21 protein-coding genes are annotated in these 24,014 nt (G+C 39.9%); 12 read left to right on the top strand and 9 right to left on the bottom strand.

All coding sequences use genetic code 11. The features are described from left to right. Positions 1–64: 64 nt before the first annotated feature. Together B9A52_RS03520 and B9A52_RS03515 are read right to left on the bottom strand one after the other, a co-directional pair. Positions 65–1,456, bottom strand: a complete 1,392-nt coding sequence (locus B9A52_RS03520) for a sensor histidine kinase (protein WP_084119008.1) — start codon at positions 1,454–1,456, stop codon at positions 65–67. Next, a complete protein-coding gene (locus B9A52_RS03515) occupies positions 1,453–2,121 on the bottom strand; it encodes a response regulator transcription factor (RefSeq protein ID WP_084119007.1) in 669 nt (222 codons plus the stop codon). The genes B9A52_RS03520 and B9A52_RS03515 overlap by 4 nt, the downstream gene beginning before the upstream one ends. 166 nt (positions 2,122–2,287) lie before the next feature. Between B9A52_RS03515 and B9A52_RS03510 the strand changes: the two genes are divergently transcribed. From B9A52_RS03510 to B9A52_RS03500, 3 genes are all read left to right on the top strand, one after another. Then, positions 2,288–3,760, top strand: a complete 1,473-nt coding sequence (locus B9A52_RS03510; protein WP_084119006.1) for an APC family permease — start codon at positions 2,288–2,290, stop codon at positions 3,758–3,760. A gap of 10 nt (positions 3,761–3,770) precedes the next feature. After that, positions 3,771–5,222, top strand: coding sequence for an aldo/keto reductase (locus B9A52_RS03505; protein WP_084123370.1), 1,452 nt, complete (start codon positions 3,771–3,773; stop codon positions 5,220–5,222). 217 nt (positions 5,223–5,439) lie between these two features. Then, a complete protein-coding gene (locus tag B9A52_RS03500) occupies positions 5,440–6,930 on the top strand; it encodes a S10 family peptidase (RefSeq protein WP_084119005.1) in 1,491 nt (496 codons plus the stop codon). Positions 6,931–7,007: 77 nt separating this feature from the next. Here the strand turns inward: B9A52_RS03500 and B9A52_RS03495 are convergent, their stop codons facing one another. Further along, positions 7,008–7,592 carry a hypothetical protein gene (locus tag B9A52_RS03495; protein ID WP_157370058.1) on the bottom strand — a complete coding sequence of 195 codons (585 nt, stop codon included), beginning with the start codon at positions 7,590–7,592 and terminating at the stop codon, positions 7,008–7,010. A gap of 289 nt (positions 7,593–7,881) precedes the next feature. Next, positions 7,882–8,898: an RNA ligase (ATP) gene (locus B9A52_RS03490; RefSeq protein ID WP_084119003.1), complete on the bottom strand. Its 1,017-nt coding sequence runs from the start codon at positions 8,896–8,898 to the stop codon at positions 7,882–7,884. A gap of 211 nt (positions 8,899–9,109) precedes the next feature. On the opposite strand from B9A52_RS03490, the gene B9A52_RS03485 reads away from it, so the two are divergent. Then, on the top strand, positions 9,110–9,712 hold the full coding sequence (locus B9A52_RS03485) for a nitroreductase family protein (RefSeq protein WP_084119002.1): 603 nt from the start codon (positions 9,110–9,112) through the stop codon (positions 9,710–9,712). 131 nt (positions 9,713–9,843) lie between these two features. On the opposite strand, the gene B9A52_RS03480 is transcribed toward B9A52_RS03485, so the two are convergent. Beyond that, positions 9,844–10,374, bottom strand: coding sequence for a DinB family protein (locus B9A52_RS03480; RefSeq protein WP_084119001.1), 531 nt, complete (start codon positions 10,372–10,374; stop codon positions 9,844–9,846). 85 nt (positions 10,375–10,459) lie between these two features. Between B9A52_RS03480 and gldD the strand changes: the two genes are divergently transcribed. Then, on the top strand, positions 10,460–11,035 hold the full coding sequence (gene gldD, locus B9A52_RS03475) for a gliding motility lipoprotein GldD (protein ID WP_084119000.1): 576 nt from the start codon (positions 10,460–10,462) through the stop codon (positions 11,033–11,035). Positions 11,036–11,082: 47 nt separating this feature from the next. Here gldD and B9A52_RS03470 read toward each other — a convergent pair whose 3' ends face one another. Next, entirely contained in the window at positions 11,083–12,858 is a 1,776-nt protein-coding gene (locus B9A52_RS03470; protein WP_084118999.1) for a sodium:solute symporter family protein, read from the bottom strand. Between the two features lie 491 nt (positions 12,859–13,349). On the opposite strand from B9A52_RS03470, the gene B9A52_RS03465 reads away from it, so the two are divergent. The 4 genes from B9A52_RS03465 (at position 13,350) to B9A52_RS03450 (ending at position 16,028) form a co-directional block, all read left to right on the top strand. Beyond that, positions 13,350–14,288 (top strand): UDP-glucuronic acid decarboxylase family protein, encoded by a 939-nt coding sequence (locus B9A52_RS03465; RefSeq protein ID WP_084118998.1) that lies wholly within the window; start codon positions 13,350–13,352, stop codon positions 14,286–14,288. A 105-nt stretch (positions 14,289–14,393) separates the two neighbouring features. Next, the gene (locus B9A52_RS03460) at positions 14,394–15,416 is read left to right on the top strand and encodes a phosphotransferase enzyme family protein (RefSeq protein WP_084118997.1); all 1,023 of its coding nucleotides are present in this window, start codon (positions 14,394–14,396) and stop codon (positions 15,414–15,416) included. Between the two features lie 68 nt (positions 15,417–15,484). Further along, positions 15,485–15,703, top strand: a complete 219-nt coding sequence (locus B9A52_RS03455; protein WP_084118996.1) for a DUF2683 family protein — start codon at positions 15,485–15,487, stop codon at positions 15,701–15,703. Further along, positions 15,693–16,028: a type II toxin-antitoxin system RelE/ParE family toxin gene (locus B9A52_RS03450; protein WP_084118995.1), complete on the top strand. Its 336-nt coding sequence runs from the start codon at positions 15,693–15,695 to the stop codon at positions 16,026–16,028. The genes B9A52_RS03455 and B9A52_RS03450 overlap by 11 nt, the downstream gene beginning before the upstream one ends. Positions 16,029–16,039: 11 nt before the next feature. Here the strand turns inward: B9A52_RS03450 and B9A52_RS03445 are convergent, their stop codons facing one another. Both B9A52_RS03445 and B9A52_RS03440 read right to left on the bottom strand, forming a co-directional pair. Beyond that, positions 16,040–18,109 carry a protein-disulfide reductase DsbD family protein gene (locus B9A52_RS03445; RefSeq protein ID WP_084118994.1) on the bottom strand — a complete coding sequence of 690 codons (2,070 nt, stop codon included), beginning with the start codon at positions 18,107–18,109 and terminating at the stop codon, positions 16,040–16,042. 229 nt (positions 18,110–18,338) lie between these two features. Next, positions 18,339–19,727 (bottom strand): dipeptidase, encoded by a 1,389-nt coding sequence (locus B9A52_RS03440; protein WP_084118993.1) that lies wholly within the window; start codon positions 19,725–19,727, stop codon positions 18,339–18,341. Between the two features lie 195 nt (positions 19,728–19,922). Between B9A52_RS03440 and B9A52_RS03435 the strand changes: the two genes are divergently transcribed. The 3 genes from B9A52_RS03435 to B9A52_RS03425 all read left to right on the top strand — a co-directional run bounded on the left by B9A52_RS03435 (position 19,923) and on the right by B9A52_RS03425 (position 23,006). Further along, complete coding sequence (locus B9A52_RS03435; protein WP_084118992.1) at positions 19,923–21,515, top strand: zinc-binding dehydrogenase; 1,593 nt, start codon at positions 19,923–19,925, stop codon at positions 21,513–21,515. A 23-nt stretch (positions 21,516–21,538) separates the two neighbouring features. Beyond that, positions 21,539–21,829, top strand: a complete 291-nt coding sequence (locus B9A52_RS03430) for a nucleotidyltransferase family protein (RefSeq protein WP_084118991.1) — start codon at positions 21,539–21,541, stop codon at positions 21,827–21,829. An 88-nt stretch (positions 21,830–21,917) separates the two neighbouring features. Then, positions 21,918–23,006, top strand: a complete 1,089-nt coding sequence (locus tag B9A52_RS03425; RefSeq protein ID WP_084118990.1) for a glycoside hydrolase family 130 protein — start codon at positions 21,918–21,920, stop codon at positions 23,004–23,006. A 168-nt stretch (positions 23,007–23,174) separates the two neighbouring features. Here the strand turns inward: B9A52_RS03425 and B9A52_RS03420 are convergent, their stop codons facing one another. After that, on the bottom strand, positions 23,175–23,843 hold the full coding sequence (locus B9A52_RS03420) for a methyltransferase domain-containing protein (protein WP_084118989.1): 669 nt from the start codon (positions 23,841–23,843) through the stop codon (positions 23,175–23,177). Positions 23,844–24,014: the final 171 nt, after the last annotated feature.

The raw sequence follows: 24,014 nt of genomic DNA, 5'->3' as shown, positions 1-24,014 counted from the left end.
GGTTTGATAGAACAAAGTTCTACAAGGTACCTTAGAACAGACTTAAGGAATTCTTAAGATTTGCTTAAGATTGGATCAGGGATTCATCAAATTTTAATGTAAAAATGGTGCCGTTATCTTTTTCACTTTTCACCTCAATTTGAATTTTGAGGTCATCACAAAGCCTCTTCACAATGGACAAACCCAATCCCGCGCCTTTGATCCGGCCCAATATGGAACTGTCTCCTCTAAAAAACGGATTGAATATCTTTGTTATATGTTCAGGTTCTATTCCTATTCCATGATCACAAATGTCCACATCGACTCCTGAAGGTGATTTTTTTATTCGAATCTGAACATCTGAGTCATTTTGAGAATATTTCAAGGAATTTTCAAGAAGATTTTGAAAGACCATGGAAAGTGCATTTTCATTGGATAAAACATAAACAGGTTGATCCAATTGGTTTTCAATGGAAATGTTCCTGAAATTTTGATGTTCTTTGACACTCCCTACTATTTCTTCCACCAAATAGATCAAATCTACTTCATGCAGGTCAATACTTTCAGTTTGTAGTCTTGCAAGGGAAAGAAGCTGATCCAAAACACTGTTTAAGTGGTCGATTGTTTTCAAACCCGAAGTGATTTTTGAGACATACTCTTGGGGCTCTCTGGATTTTCTGATCAAAACTTCAAAGTTGCCTTTAAGTACAGAAAGGGGCGTTCTGAGTTCATGTGAAGCATCTGAAGTAAACTGTTTTTCCCGCTCCATTGCTTTTTCGAGCCTGTCCAAAAGGTCATTGATGGCCATTGACAGATCTTTGATTTCATCCTGATGCTTGGGCAATTGAATCCGTTCGTTGATATTTTTGGTTGTTATCTCCTTTGCTTTTTCGGTGATATACAATACAGGCTCAATGCTTTTTCCTGCCAGGTACCGTAAAGTGAGATATAGAGAAAAGAGGATTAATGGAAAAAGAAGAAATAATATTTTTTTCAGGTTATTCAAAAGAAGACTTTGGTTACTAAAGGATGTTGCTATCATCAAATATCCTACTCCCTGATCACCATTATTTAGCGCAATCTGCATTTGTCTAACTTCCCCTTGTTTTAAAGACAAATTAAACCCTTTGTTTGGATCCGAATAATCCGGTCTAAAAAGCAAGTTTACCTCCCCCAGATTGGGGGATTTGTCCAATGAATTCCCTTTCTTATCTACGATTTCGATATAGATCGGATTGAATTGAATTTCTCTGTGTTCTCTTTCTTCCCATTCACCTTTGTGGACAAACCGTACTTCACCGTCAATGATGGAAATCTGACCTTCATGCTCCTTCAGTTCCTCTGAAAGTCTTTGATCAATATTAAATAAAATGGTCCAATGTGCGACTTCATAGATAATGAAAAATGAAAGTGCCACAATCAGGGCAGATGCTATGATGAGTCTAAGGGATATCCGGTTTTTATAATTCAGTTTCATTCTTCTTTGGCCATATACCCTATTCCTCTGATGGTTTGAATAAAGTTATCATCTTTAGTGAAACCAAGTTTTTTTCTTAGGGAATTGATAAAAACGTCAATTACTCCCGTGTCATAATCAAAATGCATGTCCCAAACACTCTCTATAATCCTGCTTCTTCTGCAGACTTTGCCTTTGTTTCGGATGAGGTATTCCAATAAGGCAAACTCCTTTTGGGTGAGTGTGATTTCTTTGCCATCTTTCTCAATGCTGTGATTATCGGTGTACAAGGTAATTGGACCTAATTTGAAAATAGATTGTTCACCTGTTTTAGGACGTAACTGAACTTGTATTCTAGCTAGAAGTTCTTCAAAGTTGAAAGGTTTTCTAATGAAGTCATTTGCTCCTTGCTGTAGTGCGAAGACAACCTCCTCAGGAGTATCCTTAGCAGTCAAAAATATAACAGGGGTATGAGGAAATTCCTTCCTGAAATTTCTTGTAATCTCAATACCGCTCATTCCGGGAAGCATCCAATCAATCAACAATAAATCATATTCACCAGTCAAAGCCATATAGAGCCCTTTTTTCCCTTCTTCTGCCACATCTACCGCGTAGGATTCTTCTTCCAACCCCAGTTTTAGAAACCCTGAAATTCCCGGCTCATCCTCAATTACCAAAATCCTCATCTTTAAGAATACTTATTTTTTCCTCTAAATTACGAATTCTAATCTTGCCCATGAATAAATTTGATCGGTGGAAATGAAATTAAAAAAATAAAACCCAACCGTCTATTTCTATTTGATTTTAAAGAAAATAGTTGGATTTTGCTGCAATGAGTAAACACTATTTTGCATGAGCAACCCCACACTTACCCGACAATTGGGATTGATGGGCCTGGTAGCTACAGGGGTCTGTTCCATGCTTGGAGCATCGATCAACGTGGTTCCTTTTATGATCCAAAGACATGTTCCGGGAATTGGCCCCTATGTTTTGTATGCATTTATTTTTGCTGCCATTCCGGCTTTGTTGGCGGCTATGGCCTATGCGATTTTAGCTACAGCCATGCCTCGGGCAGGTGGAAGCTACATTTACGCCAGCAGGGGATTAAATCCTTATTTGGGTTTTGTGGCCAGTTTTTCCCAATGGTTTGGCTTGTCTATCGTCATAGGGGTGGTAGCTTATGTAACGATTCCGTTTTTCAGGGATATTGCAACGGCACTTTCTTTTGAAGGCCTTGCTTTAATCTTGGATTCAGGCCTTGTGCGGGTAAGTCTTGCGCTATTATTGGTTTGGATTTTTGTTTATGTCAATATCAGGGGAGCAAAATTGTATGAAAAGACGGTAATACCTTTGATGATCCTGATGTTTTTGCTCGGTGGGATAGTGATTGTAGCAGGATTCAGTTTTACGCATGAAGATTTCTTTTCAGCCATTTTGGAAGGAGAAGGCTCTATAGTTTCAAACTTTCCAACTTCCGACTTCCAACTCCCCAACTTCCTTTCAGCTTCAGCCATTCTTTTTGCAAGTTTCATCGGTTTTGACAGTATTGCCCAAGCTGGTGGAGAGGCGAAAAATCCTACTAAGAAAATCCCCTTGGCCATAGGTTTGACCATCTTGATAGTGGGCGGATATTATATGTTGTTTACAGGGGCGGTTTACCATGCTGTTCCTTGGAGTTTTGTGGCAGAGGAATCGCTTCAAAAAGACATCACTGCTCCGGGAATGATGAGTTACCTACTTCCGCCCGGATTGACAGTAGCGATTATTGCAGGGGCAGCCATAGCCCTGATCAATGATTTGCCTGCCATGTTACTCTCTGTCTCGAGGTTGATGTTTGCCTGGGCTGAAGACGGCATTTTTCCAAAAGCAATCACTAAAATCCATCCTTCTTTTCATACTCCATATTTGGCAATTATACTGAGTGGTGCCATGGCAAGTGTCGGGATTTTGGGCAGTCATTTTGCCGGAGATTTCTTTTTGGGAATAGATATCATGGTGACTTCCATGATGGTCAACTTCTTGCTGATGTGTATAACTTTGTTGAGCATAGATAAAATCAACCCAAGCCTATCCAGCAAAATCACCTTGGTAAAAAATCTGGCATTAAGAAAAACTATTGGGTGGCTTGGAACACTTATTTTAACCTTTTTCCTAGTTATCCACACCTGGAAAGACCTGAATTCCGAAGCAGCCGCTTGGTATTTTCACTCCACTCCGATTTGGTTGATCGTGATGGCTATTGCATCCATGATATTCTATTTTAAATTTACCCAAATGAAGAAAAAAGGGGTTGATGTCAGATCTCTTTTTTCCAGATTGCCTTGACAAAAGATTTATGACAAATTTATACACTGAACTAGCCCCCGATCTTAAGATTTCCAAAGTCCTGACCGGCCTTTGGCAGATTGCGGATATGGAGAAAGATGGGAATATACTTGACCCGAATATTGCTTCTCTGGAGATGGCGCCATATGTGGAAGCCGGATTGACTACTTTTGATATGGCAGACCATTATGGATCGGCGGAAATCATAGCAGGCAATTTTTACAACCGTCATCCTTTAGGCAAAAAAGCACAGCTACTGACCAAATGGGTACCAAAACCAGGAAAATCCAGTAAGGAAGAAACCCGAAAGGCCATTCAATTATCCTTGGATAAACTTCAGGTTGAAAAAATTGATTTGTTGCAGTTTCATGCCTGGTCATATCCCGACGCTACTTGGTTAGATCAGCTTTTTTGGCTTTCTGAATTGAAAGAAGAAGGATTGATCAAACAAATTGGGCTGACAAACTTTGATGCTGCACATCTCAGAATTATTTGTGCAAGTGGCATTCCGGTAGTTTCGAATCAGGTTTCCCATTCTTTGATCGATCAAAGGGCATCAGGAGAAATGGCGCAAGTCTGTAAAGAATATGGGGTGAAGATTTTGGCTTTCGGTACTTTGGCAGGCGGGTTTTTATCCGATAAATGGTTGGGAAGAATACAACCTTCTAGTGAAAGTGGTGCTACCTGGTCGCAGATGAAGTACAAAAGATTTATTGATGTTGCCGGAGGTTGGGAGAAGTTTCAAGACCTATTGGAAAATGTGGATAAAGTGGCAAAAAAGCATCAGGTGTCCATTGCCAATGTGGCTACCAAGTACATCATAGACCAGGAATATGTGGGGGGTGTAATCATCGGTGCAAGGTTGGGTCAAAGTATTCATATTGAGGACACTAAGCGATTGTTTTCATTTGAATTGGACGATGTGGATAAGTCAGTTATCCACAATGCACAATCACAATTATTTCCAGTTCCCGGAGACTGTGGTGATGAATACAGGAAGCCTCCTTTTTTGACAGCATCAGGAGATCTGAGTCATCACTTGGATGGATTTCCAAAACCCTATGAGGTAATAAATGGTGCCAATGGAAGCAAAGAGGTTTTCAGCGGAACAGTTTGGGAAGGTATGGCCGGTTACAGTCGGGCAACAAGAAGAGGAAACCGGATTTCTGTATCCGGGACCACCGCAACCCATGGTTACAAAATTATCGGAGGAGCTGATGCTGCTGCCCAAGCTCATTTTGTGTTCGATAAAATTGAGGCAGCTATTATTTCTTTGGGAGGAAAAATGGAGGATGTAATCAGGACCAGAATATTTGTTAACAACATCAAGGATTGGGAACCTGTGGCCCGTGCACACGGACAGCGCTTTGCCCACATTCAACCTGCCAATACTTTGGTTGAGGCAAAATTGGTGGGGGAAGGTTATTTGGTGGAAATTGAGGCAGAGGCGGAGATATTGTAACTTTACGAAATCAACATTTATTATAAATCCAAAAGAAATTGGGCCATTTTCGGAATTGATTTATGAACCACAAAAGAAGACAATAGTTTATCAATTTCTTTTGTTCATTTTTGTTTCTTATGCGGTTCCGAAAATTTCTTGTGATTCAAGCACGATGGAATAATTTTAAAGGACCAAGTTTGTTAAGTTTAAATTTAAGTTGTAAAAAATAAGCATCATGAAATCAATCTGTTTTAGCCTCTTACTTTTCGTTTGTTATACCTCTGTTTTTGCTCAGGATAATGAAAAACCTATCCCGGATCCTGTGGTTTTTGAAACTAGCCATCAGGGGACGTTTCATGGGAAAGGTATCAGCTATAAAGCAATTGCAGGGGAGACATATCTGAAGAACAGCGAGGGTGAACCAAGTGCCGCTATTTGGTCCACAGCCTATATTAAAGAGGAACCTGATGCTTCCAAAAGGCCGGTAACTTTTATCTTCAATGGTGGTCCTGGTTCAGCCTCGGTTTGGTTGCATATGGGAGTGTTTGGCCCAAGAGTGGTTCAGGTAGATTCTAATGCCAAAGAAGATGATGGCGCGGCCCCGTTCAAAGTTATCAACAATGATTTGGCTTTGTTGGATATCACGGATTTGGTCTTTATAGACCCTGTTGGTACAGGTTATAGTCAAGTAATTGGTAGGGGTAAAGTTGAAGATTTTTGGGGTTTGAAAGAAGATGCCAACTCCATTGCGCAGTTTATGAGATTGTGGATAACTCAACATCAGCGTTGGCAATCACCCAAATTTATTGTTGGAGAAAGCTTTGGTACCACGAGGGCAGGAGCAGTTACCGCTGCATTGGAAGGTGGCGGACAGACTATGGCGTTGAATGGATTGATATTGATTTCACAGGCTTTGGATTACCAAGGCTCGACTTCAGCACATGACAATATCGCTTCCTATTTCACCTACTTTCCAACCATGGCAGCTACTTCTTGGTACCACGGTAAAGCCGGACAGGGTAAAGATTTAAAGGATTTTGTGCAGGAAGCGAGGGAGTTTGCTTATAATGATTACTTGCCCGCTTTGTATAAAGGGAATCAGTTATCCACAGAGGAAAAGAAGAGGATCGCAGAAAAAATCGCCTATTTTCTGGGTTTGGATCCAGGATACGTCTTTTTGTCGGATAACCGCATTTTGACCTCTAGATTTAAAAAGGAACTTTTAAGAAAAGATGGTAAAACCATTGGGACCTTGGATGGCAGGTATTTGGGTGAAGAAGGTGATCAGACCGCAGATAGACCGACTTTGGGGGATGCCTCGAGTTATGCCATAGATGCCGCCTATACCGCCTCTTTGCAGGATTATTTTGCGAGGACTTTGAAAGTAAAAATGGATAGGCCCTACTTGACTTCCAATAATAAGATTTATGGAAAATGGAACTGGAAACCTGTGCCCGATGGAACAGGTTGGGAACCTTCTTATGTAAATGTTGCTCGAGGTTTGGGGGAATCCATGAGAAGAAACAAGGATTTAAAAGTCATGGTCGCCAATGGCTATTATGATCTGATTACGCCATTTCTAGATGCAGAATATACTTTTGCCCGTCATGACATTCCTTTGGATAGAGTGGAAATGTTTTACTATGAAGGAGGACATATGATGTACAATCATAGACCGGATTTTGAGAAGTTGGTAGAGGATATCAGGAGGTTTATGGGGAGGTAGATTCTAAGATAATAAAATTCAGAATAGATTCCCTTGTTATTTTCCTTATAACGAGGAAATAGCCACCCTAAACCTTTCTAAAGGTTTTTTAAGGCCTTATCAAATAAGTATAAAAAACTGTCCCTATCAAGGGAAAAAAAATCAAGATCTTCAAAACCATCTTCATCTGGTGATGAAGTAACCCCTGTGTTGGCCTTTTTGCCTTTCATTTTTTGGAGTAATTGCAGGTTTTTATCAAAAACATAAACTTCCAGTGTAATGGCGGTTTTAATCAAATGTTTTGACATCATACTAGGATAGGGAGGATCGACATCTAGGAAAATAATCAGGTATAAATCAGCGGGGGCACTCTTTGCCCTGTTTTGATCATCCTTGGTAAGGTCCTTGAAATTTTTGTTTTTCCTTTTGGTGTAAAGGAAAGGGCTGTTTTGCAAGAGTCCCAACTCCTTCAGGTTTAAAATTTCTTTGATTCTCCCATCAATGGTCAGATAAAGGGAGTCCATGTTCAAACCAAATTCGCGTATCATTCTTTCTTCTCCACCACCATTGGGCTGGACATAAAAAATTGATTCAATAACCTGGGCAGTCAGTCCTTGTGCCCGAATGTAAATATTTCCAATAGAAAGGAAAAATAGCAGGAATAACATTGACCTGGATTTCATACCTAAATTTTTCTTAATTTATTGAATTACAGAAATATACAAAAAAAATGAGACTATCAAATAGGATTAAAATGGGCTTAAGTTGAAAAGAAAAAGCGGTAAGTTTCCTCACCACATGGTGGAAATATAATGTACAACTATAGACTGGATTTTTTATTAGGATTTGCAAAAGATGGGAAAGCTGACTATCTAATAACTGGAGACAAAGATCTTTTGAATTTGGTAAAATTCAGAAAAACAAAAATCATTACAATATTTGATTTTCTGGATTTGAACTTTGGTTTCTAGCCTATTCCCCATACTTTATCAAAAACTCAGGATTAATTGCTTTAAAGCTGACACGGCCCGTGTTGAAACTTTCGATGGACAATAACAGATCCATTTTTTCCAAGTGTGGACGTATGACAATTCCTTCGGCCCATACATCTTTGCAGATCAAACTTCTCACCGTGGCTTTTTTGACAATGGCCTCAATGTCATTTTCAAGCTTATAGTCAGCTTCCATGATCGGCACTATTGGCAGATCCAGTTTTTCCATCAGATCCAAAAATTCCTGATAGGGTAAATATTCAAACCTGTCAATATCAAATGCATTGAAAATCCGGACTGTTTGTCCCCTCAATCTGAGTTTGTTGTCCTGAATGCCTTCGCCGATCAACTCACCCTGAATAGCGATATTTTTGTTGAGACTCCTTAACTTTTCCTCTACATTCAATTCTCTCGCTACCTTCCAAAAGCTGTTCTCATCATCTTCATACAGTTCCATATTCCTGCTGCAAACGCCAAATTCACCATCTTTTATGAAATAAGTAGCTGAACTGCCATCCAGTTTCTCACTGACATAACAGGATACACCTTGGTACTTGTCCAGGACTTTTTGCAGGATCTGCACCCTGGTTTCATCGGTTTTTGGGATAAAGGAAGGAAACTTCCCTTTGACTTTTCCGCTCAGATAGGCAGGAATCGGAGGTTCGTATTTGGTGATTCCAAGGATTTCGGTCACATCCAAATCTTCCTGAACTTCAATATGATCAGGTAAAATGGACAAGGGAAAGCAAATTCCCTGTGAGACCTGTCCCCTCAATCTGATTGTCCTGATACGCATTCCACGCGGCTTCAAAAACTCGAATTCAGGTCTGTCAGGCAGAATACTGTCTATCTCGCAATAAACGGCCAAATCTCCCATCTGGTATTCCCCTTTTTTAACAACCAATTGCCAACCCAAAACAGTGGCCTTTTCAATTGCATCTGCCCCTTCGATTGGTTCCAGGGATTTGATTCTTTGAATGCTTGCCAGTTTTCTCATGATATCAGATTCCTTTTTTAAAAATTAATACATCTACATAGTAAAGTGAAGTTACAATTTAATAGTTCTTACAAGATTGTATACAATTTTAAACCTGGTTATTTTCTTGTTCAATTTGTGGTTTTCGATTAAAATCAAATTTGGCAAAAGGAAACCATTTTTCTAAAATTTGCATTTAAAATTCTGAAAGTAACAACCGAACATCACCAAAATGGAAAAACCAGATTTCAATATCGAAGAAGTTAATAAAATTATCCGTGGAAGAAGATCCATGTTCGTAGCCCAGTTCAAAGAAAATGATCCTGTAGATGACCAAATCATTCAGGAAATATTGGAAAATGCCAATTGGGCCCCAACGCACAAATTGACAGAACCTTGGAATTTTAAAGTCTTCACAGGGGAAGGGTTGAAAAAATTTGCTGATTTTCAGGCTGAACTTTACAAGGAAAGAAATACAAAAACAGGCAATTTTATCGAAGCTACTTACCAGAAATTCAAAGAAAATCCGCTTAAAGCTTCTCATGTTATTGCCATCATCATGAAGCGGGACCTCAAAGCCAATCTTCCTGTCATGGAAGAAATAGCCGCTGTATCGATGGCTGTTCAAAATATGTACCTTACCGCGTCAGCACATGGGTTGGCAGCTTATTGGGGCACTGGTGGACCTACATTTTGGCCAGAAGCCAAACCTTGGTTTGGATTGGAAGAAGAGGATATGTTGATGGGTTTCTTTTATGTGGCCAAACCGGCAACAGATAGATGGCCTGTTGGCAAAAGAAGACCTGTCGGGGAGAAAGTGGAGTGGGTGAGGTAAGGGATGAAGGTAGAATTTAGATTTCAGACCTGTCTGCCAGCCAGATTTTAGAATAAAAAAACCCGGCAAATCTGAGATACGTCCGGGTTTTTATAAATCTAAAATCTACCTTCTAAAATCTAAAATTTTTCTCACATAGCCCTAAACCTCGGAGGCTCAATGCCATTTGAGCGGATGTAAGAAATGGCGGCCCCTCTATGATGGGTGGTATGGTCATCAATCAATGCCAAAGCCTGTCTTCTCGTTGCTGAGGTGCCGAAAACATCAACGGTTTCCCCCATTTGGGCATCAGAAAGTTTTGAGGCAGTTGCCTTGACGTAATCATAGCAGTTGGCTACAAATGCTTTAAGTTCGGCTTTAGAAGTAGGCTTTGCGCTTAAATCGAAGCTTGGCTTGTCACCATTCAGAAACCTTTGACTCATTCCTGCCATTGCAGCCGATAAGTGGACAATTTGTTCTGTAAAGCTCATGGCTGTTTCATGTGGCTTATAGGCCAGTAAATTATCGGGCATTTTGTCCACAACCTCAAGTGTAAACTGTTTGCCATTTTCCCATTTGGCTACAAACTCAGCCATGTTGTTTTGCGCATAGGAGATGTTCTGAACGAATAAAAATGCCATCATGCCTAATGCGATTGCGAAATTTTTTTTCAATTTTTCCATAATCAGTGTTTTTAATGTTTCTATAAATATCCACTATCCAAGACTCAAATCAAACCAATTTGATAACTTTGAGACCATGTTAAGAATGAAAAGAGTTTTCCTGGTACCGTTTATTCTCTTATTGCTTGCTTCGTGTGGCGGAGATTTTCTACCTAAACCAAAGGGATATAATAGAATTGATTTGCCCGAAAGGGAATTTATTTCGCTTGAGGAAGGGAAGCCTTATACTTTTGAATATTCCAAAAATGCATCCGTTGAACCTGATTCGTTCAATTTGGCCGAGAAAAATTGGATCAACTTGAATTACAAGGAATTGGGAGGAAAGGTGCATTTGACCTACCTTCCTTTGGATAGCAAAGGAAAGGACTTGAAGACAGTGATGAATGATGCGATCAATCTTACCGCAAAGCATCAGATCAAGGCTTATGGGATAGAAGAATCGGTTTTGCTCACTCCAAAGGGATATACCGGTGTAGTGGCGGAACTCAGCGGGGAGGTTCCCACACAGTTTCAGTTTTTTGTGACTGATTCTACAAGCAATTTTTTAAGAGGAGCACTCTACTTTAATACCTCTATGAAAAATGATTCTTTGGCTCCGATAATTGAATATATCAAAGTGGATTTGATCCACTTGATCAATACTTTGGAGTTTAAAAATTAAAACTTTTCCAAAATCAGAAACTTTGGAAAAGTTTTAGAAAGATTCAATTACCGCATCTTATTCCAGCTTTTGAAAATAATCAGTCCTCCAATTACAGCAATAATAGTGGCTATAGATGCAGAAACCACATTGCCATAGATCCAGAATCCCACGGCAAACAAAGTAGCATAGACCATCACCGATCCAACCAGCATCAAACCGATTTCCATCGGCAATTGACCCTGTTCCTGTTTTTCTTTAGGATATCTGTCCAGAAGATTTTTCCAACCAAATGCAGCAGGACGAACTTTTTGGTAAAAGGAAAGCAAAATGACATCTTTTTCAGGCCGAGTTAATAAAGTGACCAAGATCCAACCAAAAGTTGTAATTCCAACTCCGTATAGCAATTTCAGGTATTCCTGATTTTCAGGAATACTGATCCATTGCATTTTAGGGTTAATGCTTTCAAAGAAAATAGCGACTACAAAAGAAATGGCCATTGCCGATATTTCTGTATAAGCATTGATTCTCCACCAAAACCAGCGCAGGATAAAAATGGCACCTGTTCCTGCCCCAATCTGAAGTAGGATATTGAATGCCTCTAAGGCATTGGAAAGTGCCAAGGCGAGAAAGGCAGCCAAGACCATTAAAAGCACGGTGGACAATCTACCAACCAAAACCAATTCTTTGTCAGTGGCCTGAGGTTTTAAGAATCTTAAGTAAAAATCATTAACCACATAAGACGATCCCCAATTCAGGTGGGTTGAAAGCGTGGACATGACCGCAGCTATCAAGGAAGCCAATACTATTCCGATCAAACCTGTAGGTAAAAAGGTTAACATGGCTGAATAGGCAAGGTCATCTCCAAGTTTATCAACAGGAATATGCGGGAATGCAGCCTGCATATCCGAGATATTCGGGAAAACTATCAATGAAGCAAGGGCAATGATGATCCATGGCCAAGGTCTCATTCCATAATGGGCTATATTAAAAAACAACGTAGCACCTATGGCATTTTTTTCATCCTTGGCAGACAGCATCCTTTGTGCGATATATCCACCTCCTCCAGGTTCTGCACCAGGATACCAGGTAGCCCACCATTGAATGGCAAGGGGCATAATCAATAGCGGAATGACCATGTTCCAGTCATTGAAGTCAGGAAGAAAGTCCAGTTTTCCAACTACATTTTCGTGGGTCAATAAATTGTCCAAAGAGCCGATCTCAGGTAAATCCAAAATATATATGGCCGCACCAATTGCACCCGCCATAGCTATGAAAAATTGGAAAAAGTCAGTCAGCAAAACCCCTTTCAGACCACCCAAAGAGCTGTAGATCACTGTGACTACACTCGCGATCAATAAAGTTTCAATGGGACTTAAGCCCAACATAACGCCACCGATTTTGATTGCCGCTAAGGAAACAGTGGCCATAATGACCACATTAAAGAAAACCCCCAGATACAAAGCCCGAAAGGCCCTTAAAAATGCCGCAGGTTTTCCGCCGTATCTTAATTCATAAAACTCCAAATCAGTGGTCACTTCTGAACGTCTCCATAATTTGGCATAGACAAAAACTGTCAACATACCGGTCAATAAAAAAGCCCACCAAACCCAGTTGCCTGATACGCCGTTTTTCCGCACAATATCTGTCACCAGATTGGGTGTATCTGCAGAAAATGTCGTGGCAACCATAGAAACCCCTAATAGCCACCAAGGCATATTTCTTCCAGAAAGAAAGAACTCTTTGGCAGAAGATCCTGCTTTCCTTGAAGTTAAGACCCCAATCAGCATCGAAATCACAAAGAATGCTGCAATGATGGCCCAATCGATAAATGAAATGTTCATAGTTTTCCGGGTTATGAAGGCTTAATTAAATCTAAAGTTTATCAAAATTTTTATTTTAGAGAGGTAAACTTCTTTAATAAATTTTACTAATGTATAAAAAGTATAAAGAAATGCAAAGTAAGAAATTATGGAGAAAGAATATTAGTGATCTAAAGACCATATTTTTAATTCAATTCTTTGAGGGACATGAATAATTTAAATTTTGTTGCAATACTTGCCTTTGATAATTTGGCAAGAAATATATTTTAGTATTTTCGCATGTTTTATTTTCATATAATTAAAACAACCCAGGTTTTTCAATTAGACCTTTTGAACGGCTTTTATTAAAATTAATCTTAGGGAAGTGACAGAATATTTGCATTTTTGGTGATTAAATTATTCTTAGAATTGAATGAATTGCTTGGCGAAAAATTAAAATAGGGTTGGAAATTAAACTTCCCAATTGACATAAATTAAAAATTTACATTTTAACTTTTTTCAAAAAATTACTTATGAAAAGAATATTAGTTACAGGTGGTGCAGGATTTTTAGGGTCTCATTTATGTGAGCTCTTGTTAAATGAAGGAAACGAAGTCCTATGCGTGGACAATTTGTTTACAGGCAGGAAAGTCAATATCCATCACTTATTGGATAATAAGAACTTCGAATTCTTAAGGCATGATGTCACTTTTCCGCTTTTTGTGGAGGTGGATGAAATCTATAACTTGGCATGTCCGGCAAGTCCCGTGCATTATCAATTTGATCCGGTCCAAACCACCAAGACAAGTGTGATCGGTGCGATCAATTTGTTGGGATTAGCCAAAAGATTGAAAATAAAAATTTTACAGGCAAGTACATCGGAAGTCTACGGTGATCCGGAAATCCATCCACAGCCTGAATCCTACAAAGGATCCGTGAGTACTACAGGTATTCGTGCCTGTTATGACGAAGGAAAGCGTTGTGCTGAAACCTTGTTTTTTGATTATCACAGGCAACATAAAGTAAATATCAAGGTCATGAGGATTTTCAATACCTATGGACCTAGAATGCATCCCAATGATGGGCGGGTGGTCAGTAATTTTATTGTACAGGCTTTGAAAGGAGAAGACATCACTATGTTTGGAGATGGAATGCAAACAAGAAGTTTTTGCTATGTGGATGACCTTATCAATGGCATGTACAAATTGATGAATTCCAGAGATGGGTTCACAGGACCGGTGAATATTGGTAATCCCGGTGAATTTACGATGCTTGAGTTGGCAGAGAAAATCATCTTACAAACAGGAAGCAAGAGTAAAATCAAGTTTTTCCCTTTACCCCAAGATGATCCAATGCAGAGAAAGCCGGTTATTGATCTGGCAAAAAAGGAATTGGGTTGGGAACCGAAAATTAAGTTGGATGAGGGATTGGCAAAAACCATTTCTTATTTCCGGGAAGAACTTGGTCTCTAAAGCGGTAATTTTATCAGGAAAATGAATTAAAAAGAGGATTGAAACCTTAGTGATTTCAATCCTCTTTTCACGCATACTGAAAATGAAAATCAATCCAAAAAACCTATGAAAAACCCTTCATTTTTGTCTCAGTTGAATGATGCATATGGGTTGAAATTACGGGGAGAACAAATCCAAAAATTCGGGGATGGACATATCCATAAGACTTTTTTGATTGATGATGGGGAACATCAATATATTCTGCAGCAGTTCAACAATTCAGTTTTTAAAAATCCGGAAAGGATTTCCCATAACCATGCGATCCTTTTGGATCAAATTGACACTGCTGCATTACCTTTTGAACTCCCTCTTCCAATTCCAAACTTGGAGAATGAACTCTTCACAGTCATTGATAGGGATTATTTCAGATTGTCGCCATTTATTGCAGGGAAATGCATCAATGAAGTGAACAATGCGCATCAGGCCTATTTGGCAGCTAAAGCATTTGCCCAATTTATTAAGGCGGGTATTCAAATTGATGCATCTTCATTTCAGGAGGTGATCCCAGGTTTCAACGACCTGGAGTTACGGTACAATCAACTGCTTGATGCCTTGAATAATACCAAGAGAAATGTATCCGGCGAACTGAAAGCATTGGTAGATTTTTATCTTTCCCAAAAGGATTTGGTCGAAGAATACCTGTTTTGGAAAAATAAGCTTCCTTTGCGCCTCACCCACAATGACACCAAAATCAATAACCTGATTTTTTCGGAAGATCTGACCAAAGTCAATGCTATCATTGATTTGGATACCTTGACAGCTGGCTATATATATTATGATTTTGGCGATTTGGTGAGGACAGTAGCTTGTACAGAGGGGGAAAGTTCTACGAACTGGGAAAATATCGGATTTGACCAATCCAAATATGATGCATTGTTAAAAGGATTTTTGGAAGTTGGAGAAGGCTGCTTTACGAAGAATGAAATCCTATCCCTACCCTTTGGTGGCAAGATGATGACCTGCATTATGGGTTTCAGATTTTTGGCAGATTATCTGAATGGCAATATCTATTATACTATCCATTATGAAGAGCAAAATCTGCATAGGGCAAAAAACCATATGTTTTTGTTGAAGGGATTGAGGGGATAGGGGTGGACTATTTTCAATGTAAAGCATTTATTACTAGTATTTAATTCTACAATAATTTAATTTTGATTATGGAGACTTTAGTGATTAAAATTAATGATAGTAAAAAATCCGAAGCATTGAAGGCTGTTCTGAAAGCATTGGATATTGAATTTGAAGCTTCAGGAAAATCCTCCAAAGCAGCAAAAAAAATTGTTAAAAGTATAAAAAAAGGACTTGATGAATTAAAGCTTATTGAAGAAGGTAAAATTAAGCCAAAATCCCTTGAAGAATTTTTAGATGAGCTTTAAAATTATTCCAACTCGAAACTTTGAAAGAGAGGCTAAAAAACTGGCTAAAAAGTACGTTTCCTTAAAATCTGATTTCAAGATTTTATTTTCAAGCTTAATTGAAAATCCCGATCAAGGGGTTGAAATTTACAAGAATTGTTATAAAATTCGATTTGCAATAAAAAGTAAAAATAAGGGCAAAAGTGGAGGAGGCCGATTAATTTTCTTTTTAAAACGAATTGAGAATAAAATTTACCTTTTATCTGTTTTTGATAAATCGGAGCAAGAAACGATATCTGATAAATTTTTAAAAGAGCTGTTTATTTCAATGGAAATCAAGGACTAGATTAAGGAACTTCACCTCCTCCCAAACTCACTCTTTGCCTCCTCCAAGAAATTCACAAAATTCTGAATATTGGTATCGTAGGCTTTTGGTTTGATCAGCAGTTCTTCATTGTGGTCCAAAATCACATAATAAGGCTGGGCATTGTTGTTGAATCGGGTGATCTGAAAATCAGCGTTTTGCTTTCCAATGGTTTTTTTCTCTTTTCCATCGTATTCTGAAACAAACCATTCCGACTCGGGCAACTCATATCGCTCATCAATATAGAGGGCCGCCATCACAAAGTCATTTTTCAACCTGTCCAGAACCAGTGGATCGGACCAAACTCTTGCTTCCATTTCTCGGCAATTCACGCATCCATGGCCTGTAAAATCAATAAAAAGCGGTTTTCCTGTTCTTTTGGCCGCAGCCAATGCCTGATCGTAATCGAAGTATCCCTGAATCCCATGGGGGAAATGCAGGAAGTCTGCATATTTTGGAATATCGTCCAATTTACTTTCATTGGATGCAATTCTGCTGCTTTCCATCACATTGAAGTCATGGGTTGCCATTGGAGGCAAATACCCGCTCAAAGCTTTCAATGGTGCTCCCCAAAGCCCAGGAATCAGATATACCACAAACACAAAAGTGGAAATAGCCAACATTAACCTTGGAACACCAATGTAATCCATAGGGGTATCATGCTTGGTTCGGATCTTGCCCAGCAAGTAAAGTCCTAACAAGAAGAAAATCACTATCCAAATGGCAATGTAAATATCTCTGTCCAATAATCCCCAATGGTAGACCTGATCGGCAACTGATAGGAATTTGAAAGCCAAAGCCAATTCCAGGAAACCTAAGACTACTTTGACTGAATTCAGCCATCCACCGGATTTCGGCAGAGAATTCAGCCATTCAGGGAATATGGCAAACAATGTAAAAGGAATGGCAAATGCCAATGAAAAGGCAAACATCCCGGCAATCGGCGTGATAAAATCTCCACCAGCTGCTTTGATTAGAATAGAGCCGACGATCGGACCGGTACAGGAGAAGGAAACCAATACCAAAGTAAAGGCCATGAAGAAGATTCCGGTCAAACCCCCTTTATCTGCTTTGGCATCAATCTTATTGACAAATCCACTTGGGAGGGTCAATTCAAACATACCAAGGAAAGCAAATGCAAAGAAGATGAAAATCAAAAAGAAGAATACATTAGGTGCCCAATGGGTCGAAAGCCAATTGGCAAATTCTGGCCCCTGGATCGCGGCGACTGCTGTCCCGGCAATGGTATAAATAGCTATGATTGATAAGCCATAAATAGATGCATTCCTAATGCCTGAAATCCTGGATTTGGACCTTCCTGTAAAGAAAGTCACAGTCATCGGAATCATGGGAAACACGCAGGGAGTCAGCAAGGCTGCTAAACCCGCCAAGAATGCAATAAACATAAATCCCAATAAGCCGCCCTGACTCTCATCTTCATTGATGTCGATATAGGTTCTTTCTTCAGGTTCCGGAATAGGAAGTGTATTTGGACCCTCCGCTTCTTCGGTTTCTGGGACGTCTTGATTTGATGGCTCATCTACTTTTTCTTCACTTTCCTGGGAAGTTGCGGAAGCTGAGGAAGGCTTGGCTGAGGTTTTCAGTGTAAAGTCTTCTTCAAAAGGGATGCACTGACCTGTCACATCTGTACACATCTGATAATCAATAGAACCTACGATATTGATGTTTTCAGTTGTTATTTTTATTTGCTGTTCAAAAGTGCCATTCCCGATGAAGTAGGTAACATCTCCCTCCCAGATTTCATCATATTTTTTCTTGGGATTGATGGCTTTGAGGCTACCCACCAATTCCATACCCTCGGATTTGCTGAGCACCAATTCAGTTAACATGGGTCCCAAGTCGGGATCAAAGTCATTGGAATAGATATACCAGTCTTTGGGGATTTGGGCTTTGAAAACCAATTTAACCTCATCGCCCACTTTAAAATCCTTCTCCTCAATTTGGATATTCCATTTTGGAGGAGAAATAATCTGTGTAAAACCAGCGGTACTATAAACTAATAAAAAGAAAAGAATCAGTGATTGTCTAAGATATTTTGCCATTTCGGTGTGATATAAGCGCAACTGATTGGTAAAGGAGATTTTTTAGGAAATAGTTCAGTAATGAAATAACACATTATTTGTCAAGCAAGACTCAATTCCAATTTGGTAAATATTGCTGATGGAATAAATAAAGGCTTATTTGTTAGAAAATGCCTGCATAAAAACCAATCAAGCTAACATCGGTCATCGGACATCGGTCATCCGTCATGCATATTAGCGAACCATATAATCATTTACCAGCCTCGGCTTTAAAATGCTTGAAGAATAATGCGATGGTTTCAATTCCCATGAGGTAATTTTTTATGCCGTAATGTTCATTTGGTGAATGGAGTGCATCTGTATCAAGACCGAAACCTAGGAGAATCGGGTCTAGGCCAAGTTCTTTTTGGAAAAGGGAACAAATGGGTATTGAACCTCCTTCTCTTGTTGGAATGGCCTTTTTTCCAAAAGCTTCCTGAATGGCAAGATCTGCGGCGCGGTATCCGGCAGTGTCAGTAGAAACAACTGCTGGGGCACCTCCATGGTGGGGGATAACTTTTACCTTGACGGATTTTGGTGCAATGGATTTGAAATGATTTTCAAATAATTTGGCAATTTCTTTATGGTCTTGATCGGGAACCAAGCGCATGGAGATTTTTGCATAGGCCTTGGAAGGCAATACTGTTTTAGCACCTTCTCCTGTATAGCCTCCCCAAATACCATTAACATCCAAAGTAGGACGTATACCTACTCTCTCGACCGTGGTGTATCCTTTTTCGCCACGAACATCAGTAACATCTAGTTCCTTTTTGTAAGCTTCTAGGTCAAAGGGGGCTTTGTTCAACTCATCCCTGTAGGCTTTGGAGTATTCTTCCACTTTGTCATAAAAACCGGGAATGGTAATGTGGTTGTTATCGTCCTGCAGAGAAGCAATCATTTTGCAAAGGATATTGATGGGATTACCGACAGCCCCACCGTAAGTCCCGGAATGCAGGTCTCTGTTTGGTCCGGTCACCTCAACCTGCATGTAGGCTAGACCTCTCAGTCCAACAGTGACTGAGGGATGTTCCAATGAAATCATGTGGGTATCAGAGACCACCACCACATCGGCTTTCAGCTTATCTTTGTTGTTCTTTACAAAAATATCAAGATTTTCAGAGCCAACTTCCTCCTCACCTTCAATCATAAATTTGACATTGCATTCCAGAGAGTTATTGGCCATCATGGCTTCAAAGGCTTTGATATGCATATAAAACTGTCCTTTGTCATCTGCAGAACCACGGGCAAAAATGGCGCCTTCAGGATGTCTTTCAGTTTTTTTAATGACAGGTTCAAAAGGAGGTGAATCCCATAATTCGTATGGGTCTGCAGGCTGCACATCATAATGGCCATAGACCAAAATAGTCGGCAATGATGAGTCTATGATTTTTTCTCCATAGACAATCGGATATCCTGCTGTTTGACAAATTTCAACCTTATCAGCACCGGCTTCAACCAATCTCTCCTTTACAAATGCTGCCGCAGCAAATACATCATCCTTAAATTTTGGATCTGCACTGACGGAAGGTATGCGTAATAAGTCAAAAAGCTCGTTCAAAAATTTCTCCTGATTGTCCTGAATATATTGTTTTACTGACATAATTGGGGGTTTTAAAGTCCCGCAAAGGCGCAAAGGCGCAAAGAAAAATCTACTATCTTCAAAATCATTTGATCAATAATAAAATTTTCAAACCTTTTTGACTATTCAAATCCTTGCAGGAGGTTGATTGGTATATGGAGTCAAAATTACGTTTTAATTGAGGAATTGCCTATTTTAACAAAAAAACTTTTGCCTATGAAAGCTATCCTTTGCCAACAGCATGGAACCCCTGAAACCCTAGTCTATTCTGATGTTCAAGATCCTGAACCAAATGAAAAAGAAGTTGTCATTCTGGTTAAGGCTTGCGCAGTGAATTTTCCTGATGTACTTATTATTCAAAATAAATACCAATTTAAGCCTGAATTACCTTTTTCTCCAGGTGGTGAAGTGTCGGGAATTATCGAAAAGGTAGGTTCGGAGGTAAAGCACCTGAATGCAGGACAGCGGGTCTTGGCTTTGTGCGGATGGGGAGGTTTTGCCGAAAAGGTAAAGGTCAGCACCGATAGGGTTTTTCCTATTCCGCCTCAAATGGATTACCTGACAGCGGCATCAACCCTATACACCTTTGGCACTTCCTATCATGCACTAAAAGATCGTGCACAAATTAAATCGGGTGAAACCTTGTTAATTTTAGGTGCTTCAGGTGGAGTAGGATTGGCAACTGTTGAGTTGGGTAAAGTAATGGGCGCAACAGTCATTGCTGCGGCTTCCACATCTGAAAAATTGGCTATTTGTAATGAAAAAGGGGCTGATTTCCTGATCAATTATGAGGCTGAAGATTTGAAGGAAAAAATAAAGGAATTGACTGATGGAAAGGGTGTAGATGTGGTGTTGGATGTGGTTGGCGGTAAATATGCCGAACCTGCTTTGCGAAGTATGGCCTGGAAAGGCAGGTATTTGGTGGTAGGTTTTGCTGCCGGAGATATCCCCAAACTGCCCTTCAATTTGGCATTGCTCAAAGGATGTTCGGTGATGGGTGTTTTTTGGGGGAGATTTTCCACTGAAGAACCCAAACAGAATCAACAGAATATCATGGAGTTGGTAGGTATGATCCAATCCGGGAAAATCAGACAGCATATTTATAAAGAATATTCCTTGGAGGAAGTGCCTCAGGCTTTGCGGGATATGATGGATAGGAAGGTGGTGGGAAAGGCGATGGTGGTTTTTGAAGAAGCAAGAGCCAAGAGACAAGAACCAAGACTGGATTCTAGAAGCGAGAAGCGAGAGGCGAGAGACGAGATGCGAGAGCTAAGAGCCAAGAAGCAAGAGCCAAGACAGGATTTGAGAAGCGAGGAGCGAGAGGCGAGGGACGAGAATTGGGAAGATCGAAAAGTGGTGTTTGGGTCGGTGGGGGATTTGAGGGGGGGTGTTGGGAAATCGTTGGGTAGGAGTTCTTGGACTACGGTTAGTCAGGAAGTCATACAGAAATTTGCGGATGCTACTGAGGATTTTCAGTGGATCCATGTGGATACTGAAAAAGCCAAGGCCCTGATTCAGGGCGGCAAAAATCTGGCCCATGGTTATCTGACGCTTTCTTTGGTTCCCAAGCTCCTTTATGAAATCCTTCCATTGGAAGGAGTGCAGATGGCATTGAATTACGGGACGAACAGCGTTCGCTTTCCTGCGCCTGTTTATTCCGGGGATAAAGTCAGGTTATCCGCCACACTGTCCAAAGTAGAAGAAACCCCCGATGGCAGCACCAAACTTTTTATCCATGCAGAAATGGAATCCAATGCTGCCTCCAAGCCGGTTTGCGTGGCTGAGGTTATTACTTTGGTGAGGTTTTGATGTAATATGATAAAATTTAAAAAATGAAAACCTTGAAGGAAATCAAATCCATTTTGGAAAGGGAGAAAAAAACTCTCTTTCAAAAGTACCCGATTCAGAGTTTGGGGATATTTAGTTTATATGCTAGAGATGAACAAACTGCACTCAGTGATGTGGACTTGCTAGTGGAATTCCATGACCAAATTGGAAGCGGATTTATTGATCTAGCAGACGAATTAGAGGATTTGCTAGAAGTGAAGGTCGATCTGGTTTCCAGAAATGGAATAAAGGAAAAATATTTTTTAGCTATTAAAGACGATTTGGCCTATGTCTAATATTTTGGAGTAGACCATAAGATTCTCTGGTCTATATTTTCCAAAATTAACTTTCGGGTCTAATAAACAAAATCAAAAAATAACCCAAATGATAAAAATTTCCACGTTTCTCCTTCTCCTAGTTTCCTTCCCATCCCTCGCCCAAGAAAAACCATGGATGCTTGGCCCTTTCGAAAGGGCTGAATATGCACAGCCCATTATTGCCCCAACTGACCAAACATCTTGGCAGGATCCCATGAGCAGGAAAGCGGTAAAATGGGAATCGATGGCTACATTCAATCCGGCAGCCATTGTCAAAGATGGTAAAATCCATGTCCTCTACCGGGCAGAGGAAAAACTCGGTGAACTGGAAATCGGCGGACATACTTCCCGTTTGGGTTTGGCGGTTTCGGAAGACGGGGTGAATTATGCCCGAATGAAGGAGCCTGTATTTTTTCCGACTGACGACAACCAAAAAGAATTTGAATGGACCGGAGGTACAGAGGATCCCAGAATTGTGGAAACTCAAGATGGATTGTATGTGCTGACCTACACCCAATGGAACAGAGAATTTCCCCGATTGGCTGTGGCAACTTCCATGAACATGAAAACCTGGGAAAAGCATGGGCCGATTTTCAAGGATTTCAAAGAGGGTAAATACCACAATCAAGAAACCAAATCCGGGGCAATAGTAACGGAATTGAGAGATGGGAAATTGGTGGCTGCCAAAATCAAAGGTAAGTATTGGATGTATTTTGGGGTGCCGCATATCTGGCTGGCTACTTCTGATGATTTGATTCATTGGGAACCTTTGGAGACCATTGATGGGAATTTGGCTCCTGTGTTGAGTCCAAGGCTAGGATTTTTTGATTCATGGTTGGTGGAGGCCGGTCCTCCGCCTGTCCTGACCAAGGATGGCATTGTTGTGCTTTACAACGCTGGAAATCAGCAATCCTTGGGTGTAAAGGATTTGGGCAACAGGTTGTATACAGGCGGACAGGCTCTTTTTGACAAAAATGAACCATGGAAATTATTGGATCGTACAGATAAACCTTTTATCAAACCTGAGCTCCCCTTTGAGAAATCCGGTCAATATGTGGATGGAACTACTTTTGTAGAAGGACTGGTGTATTTCAAAGAGCGATGGTACCTATATTATGGTACAGCGGATTCTATGGTTGGGGTGGTGACTTGGTAGCCGTAAACACTCTTTAAAAATTTACTAAAGTATTCTTGACTATTGATTCAAACTTTCAAAAAATCAGGTTGAATATTTATTTGTACAAAACCACACAATCACCGAAAATAATTTGATTTTTCTTGGCGCCTTTGTGCCTTTGTGGGAAACCACCATATTTATTTATTCCTAAAAATTATACACCGTCACCGACTTCGTCAAACCAAAAAATTTCTCTTTGTAAACCTTTGCTTCAGGAAACAATTGCTTCATCTCAGATAAAGTTAGCAAGCGGATTTCGTCCAGGTATTGTTGGGCATCCTTGGGATTCCACCTGCTTCCACGGCTTAGCTTTGTTTTTGTCAGTAGGAAATGGGTCATCTTTTTGGGCAAATACTGAGCAAAAGGCAATGCGTAATGAGCTTCCAAAAAAAAGTGTCTGTTTGGAGTCTGAACAAAATACTTTTTCCCAACCCGGATGATTTCTTTGGCCATTTTTTGTTGGTTTTCCCAGGTGTAAAGATGTTCGATTACCGAATTGGAAAACACCAAATCAAAACTTTGGTCTTTAAACTGAGATAAATCTGTGGCATTCCCTGCTACAGAACTTAGCCCTGGAATTGAGGTCTGCTCCGCCTGCAAATTGAGCAGGGTGATTTCTACCAAGCCGTTTTTCAATAAATCCTTGTCTCTCCAGAAATATTCCATTCCGCCTATATCCAGGATTTTGACAGGAAAATTATTTTGGTATTGCCGTGTCAGTAATTCTTCAAAAAATCTGAACCTTTGGTTTCTGAATTTATGCCCCATAGAATCGGGATTGTCAGAAGATGCCAATAAGGTTTTAAAATTAATCATAGACAGTAAGAGGAATTTAAAGGACAAAGCTATTTATTTTAATAAATTAATTATGCCAAAAGTAATAGCGCATTGATAATCTTTTTTAATTTTGCCTGCGAAACAGAATTACTCCCAAACTTTCAACTAAAATCGGGTTAAATTAGATATCCGAAAAGATTAATTAACCGT

It is taken from the genome of Aquiflexum balticum DSM 16537 (assembly GCF_900176595.1).
Classification (GTDB): Bacteria; Bacteroidota; Bacteroidia; order Cytophagales; family Cyclobacteriaceae; genus Aquiflexum; species Aquiflexum balticum.
This window is presented reverse-complemented; position numbering and strand designations above follow the sequence as displayed.

What these genes read in the sequence shown, in the direction of transcription:
- B9A52_RS03460 (WP_084118997.1), top strand. Translation starts at nt 14,394, where the DNA reads ATGAAAAACCCTTCATTTTTGTCTCAGTTGAATGATGCATATGGGTTG.
- gldD (WP_084119000.1), top strand. Translation starts at nt 10,460, where the DNA reads ATGAAAAGAGTTTTCCTGGTACCGTTTATTCTCTTATTGCTTGCTTCG.
- B9A52_RS03450 (WP_084118995.1), top strand. Translation starts at nt 15,693, where the DNA reads ATGAGCTTTAAAATTATTCCAACTCGAAACTTTGAAAGAGAGGCTAAA.
- B9A52_RS03515 (WP_084119007.1), bottom strand. Translation starts at nt 2,121, where the DNA reads ATGAGGATTTTGGTAATTGAGGATGAGCCGGGAATTTCAGGGTTTCTA.
- B9A52_RS03445 (WP_084118994.1), bottom strand. Translation starts at nt 18,109, where the DNA reads ATGGCAAAATATCTTAGACAATCACTGATTCTTTTCTTTTTATTAGTT.
- B9A52_RS03495 (WP_157370058.1), bottom strand. Translation starts at nt 7,592, where the DNA reads ATGAAATCCAGGTCAATGTTATTCCTGCTATTTTTCCTTTCTATTGGA.
- B9A52_RS03490 (WP_084119003.1), bottom strand. Translation starts at nt 8,898, where the DNA reads ATGAGAAAACTGGCAAGCATTCAAAGAATCAAATCCCTGGAACCAATC.
- B9A52_RS03485 (WP_084119002.1), top strand. Translation starts at nt 9,110, where the DNA reads ATGGAAAAACCAGATTTCAATATCGAAGAAGTTAATAAAATTATCCGT.
- B9A52_RS03435 (WP_084118992.1), top strand. Translation starts at nt 19,923, where the DNA reads ATGAAAGCTATCCTTTGCCAACAGCATGGAACCCCTGAAACCCTAGTC.
- B9A52_RS03500 (WP_084119005.1), top strand. Translation starts at nt 5,440, where the DNA reads ATGAAATCAATCTGTTTTAGCCTCTTACTTTTCGTTTGTTATACCTCT.
- B9A52_RS03425 (WP_084118990.1), top strand. Translation starts at nt 21,918, where the DNA reads ATGATAAAAATTTCCACGTTTCTCCTTCTCCTAGTTTCCTTCCCATCC.
- B9A52_RS03420 (WP_084118989.1), bottom strand. Translation starts at nt 23,843, where the DNA reads ATGATTAATTTTAAAACCTTATTGGCATCTTCTGACAATCCCGATTCT.
- B9A52_RS03440 (WP_084118993.1), bottom strand. Translation starts at nt 19,727, where the DNA reads ATGTCAGTAAAACAATATATTCAGGACAATCAGGAGAAATTTTTGAAC.
- B9A52_RS03465 (WP_084118998.1), top strand. Translation starts at nt 13,350, where the DNA reads ATGAAAAGAATATTAGTTACAGGTGGTGCAGGATTTTTAGGGTCTCAT.
- B9A52_RS03470 (WP_084118999.1), bottom strand. Translation starts at nt 12,858, where the DNA reads ATGAACATTTCATTTATCGATTGGGCCATCATTGCAGCATTCTTTGTG.
- B9A52_RS03480 (WP_084119001.1), bottom strand. Translation starts at nt 10,374, where the DNA reads ATGGAAAAATTGAAAAAAAATTTCGCAATCGCATTAGGCATGATGGCA.
- B9A52_RS03455 (WP_084118996.1), top strand. Translation starts at nt 15,485, where the DNA reads ATGGAGACTTTAGTGATTAAAATTAATGATAGTAAAAAATCCGAAGCA.
- B9A52_RS03510 (WP_084119006.1), top strand. Translation starts at nt 2,288, where the DNA reads ATGAGCAACCCCACACTTACCCGACAATTGGGATTGATGGGCCTGGTA.
- B9A52_RS03520 (WP_084119008.1), bottom strand. Translation starts at nt 1,456, where the DNA reads ATGAAACTGAATTATAAAAACCGGATATCCCTTAGACTCATCATAGCA.
- B9A52_RS03505 (WP_084123370.1), top strand. Translation starts at nt 3,771, where the DNA reads ATGACAAATTTATACACTGAACTAGCCCCCGATCTTAAGATTTCCAAA.
- B9A52_RS03430 (WP_084118991.1), top strand. Translation starts at nt 21,539, where the DNA reads ATGAAAACCTTGAAGGAAATCAAATCCATTTTGGAAAGGGAGAAAAAA.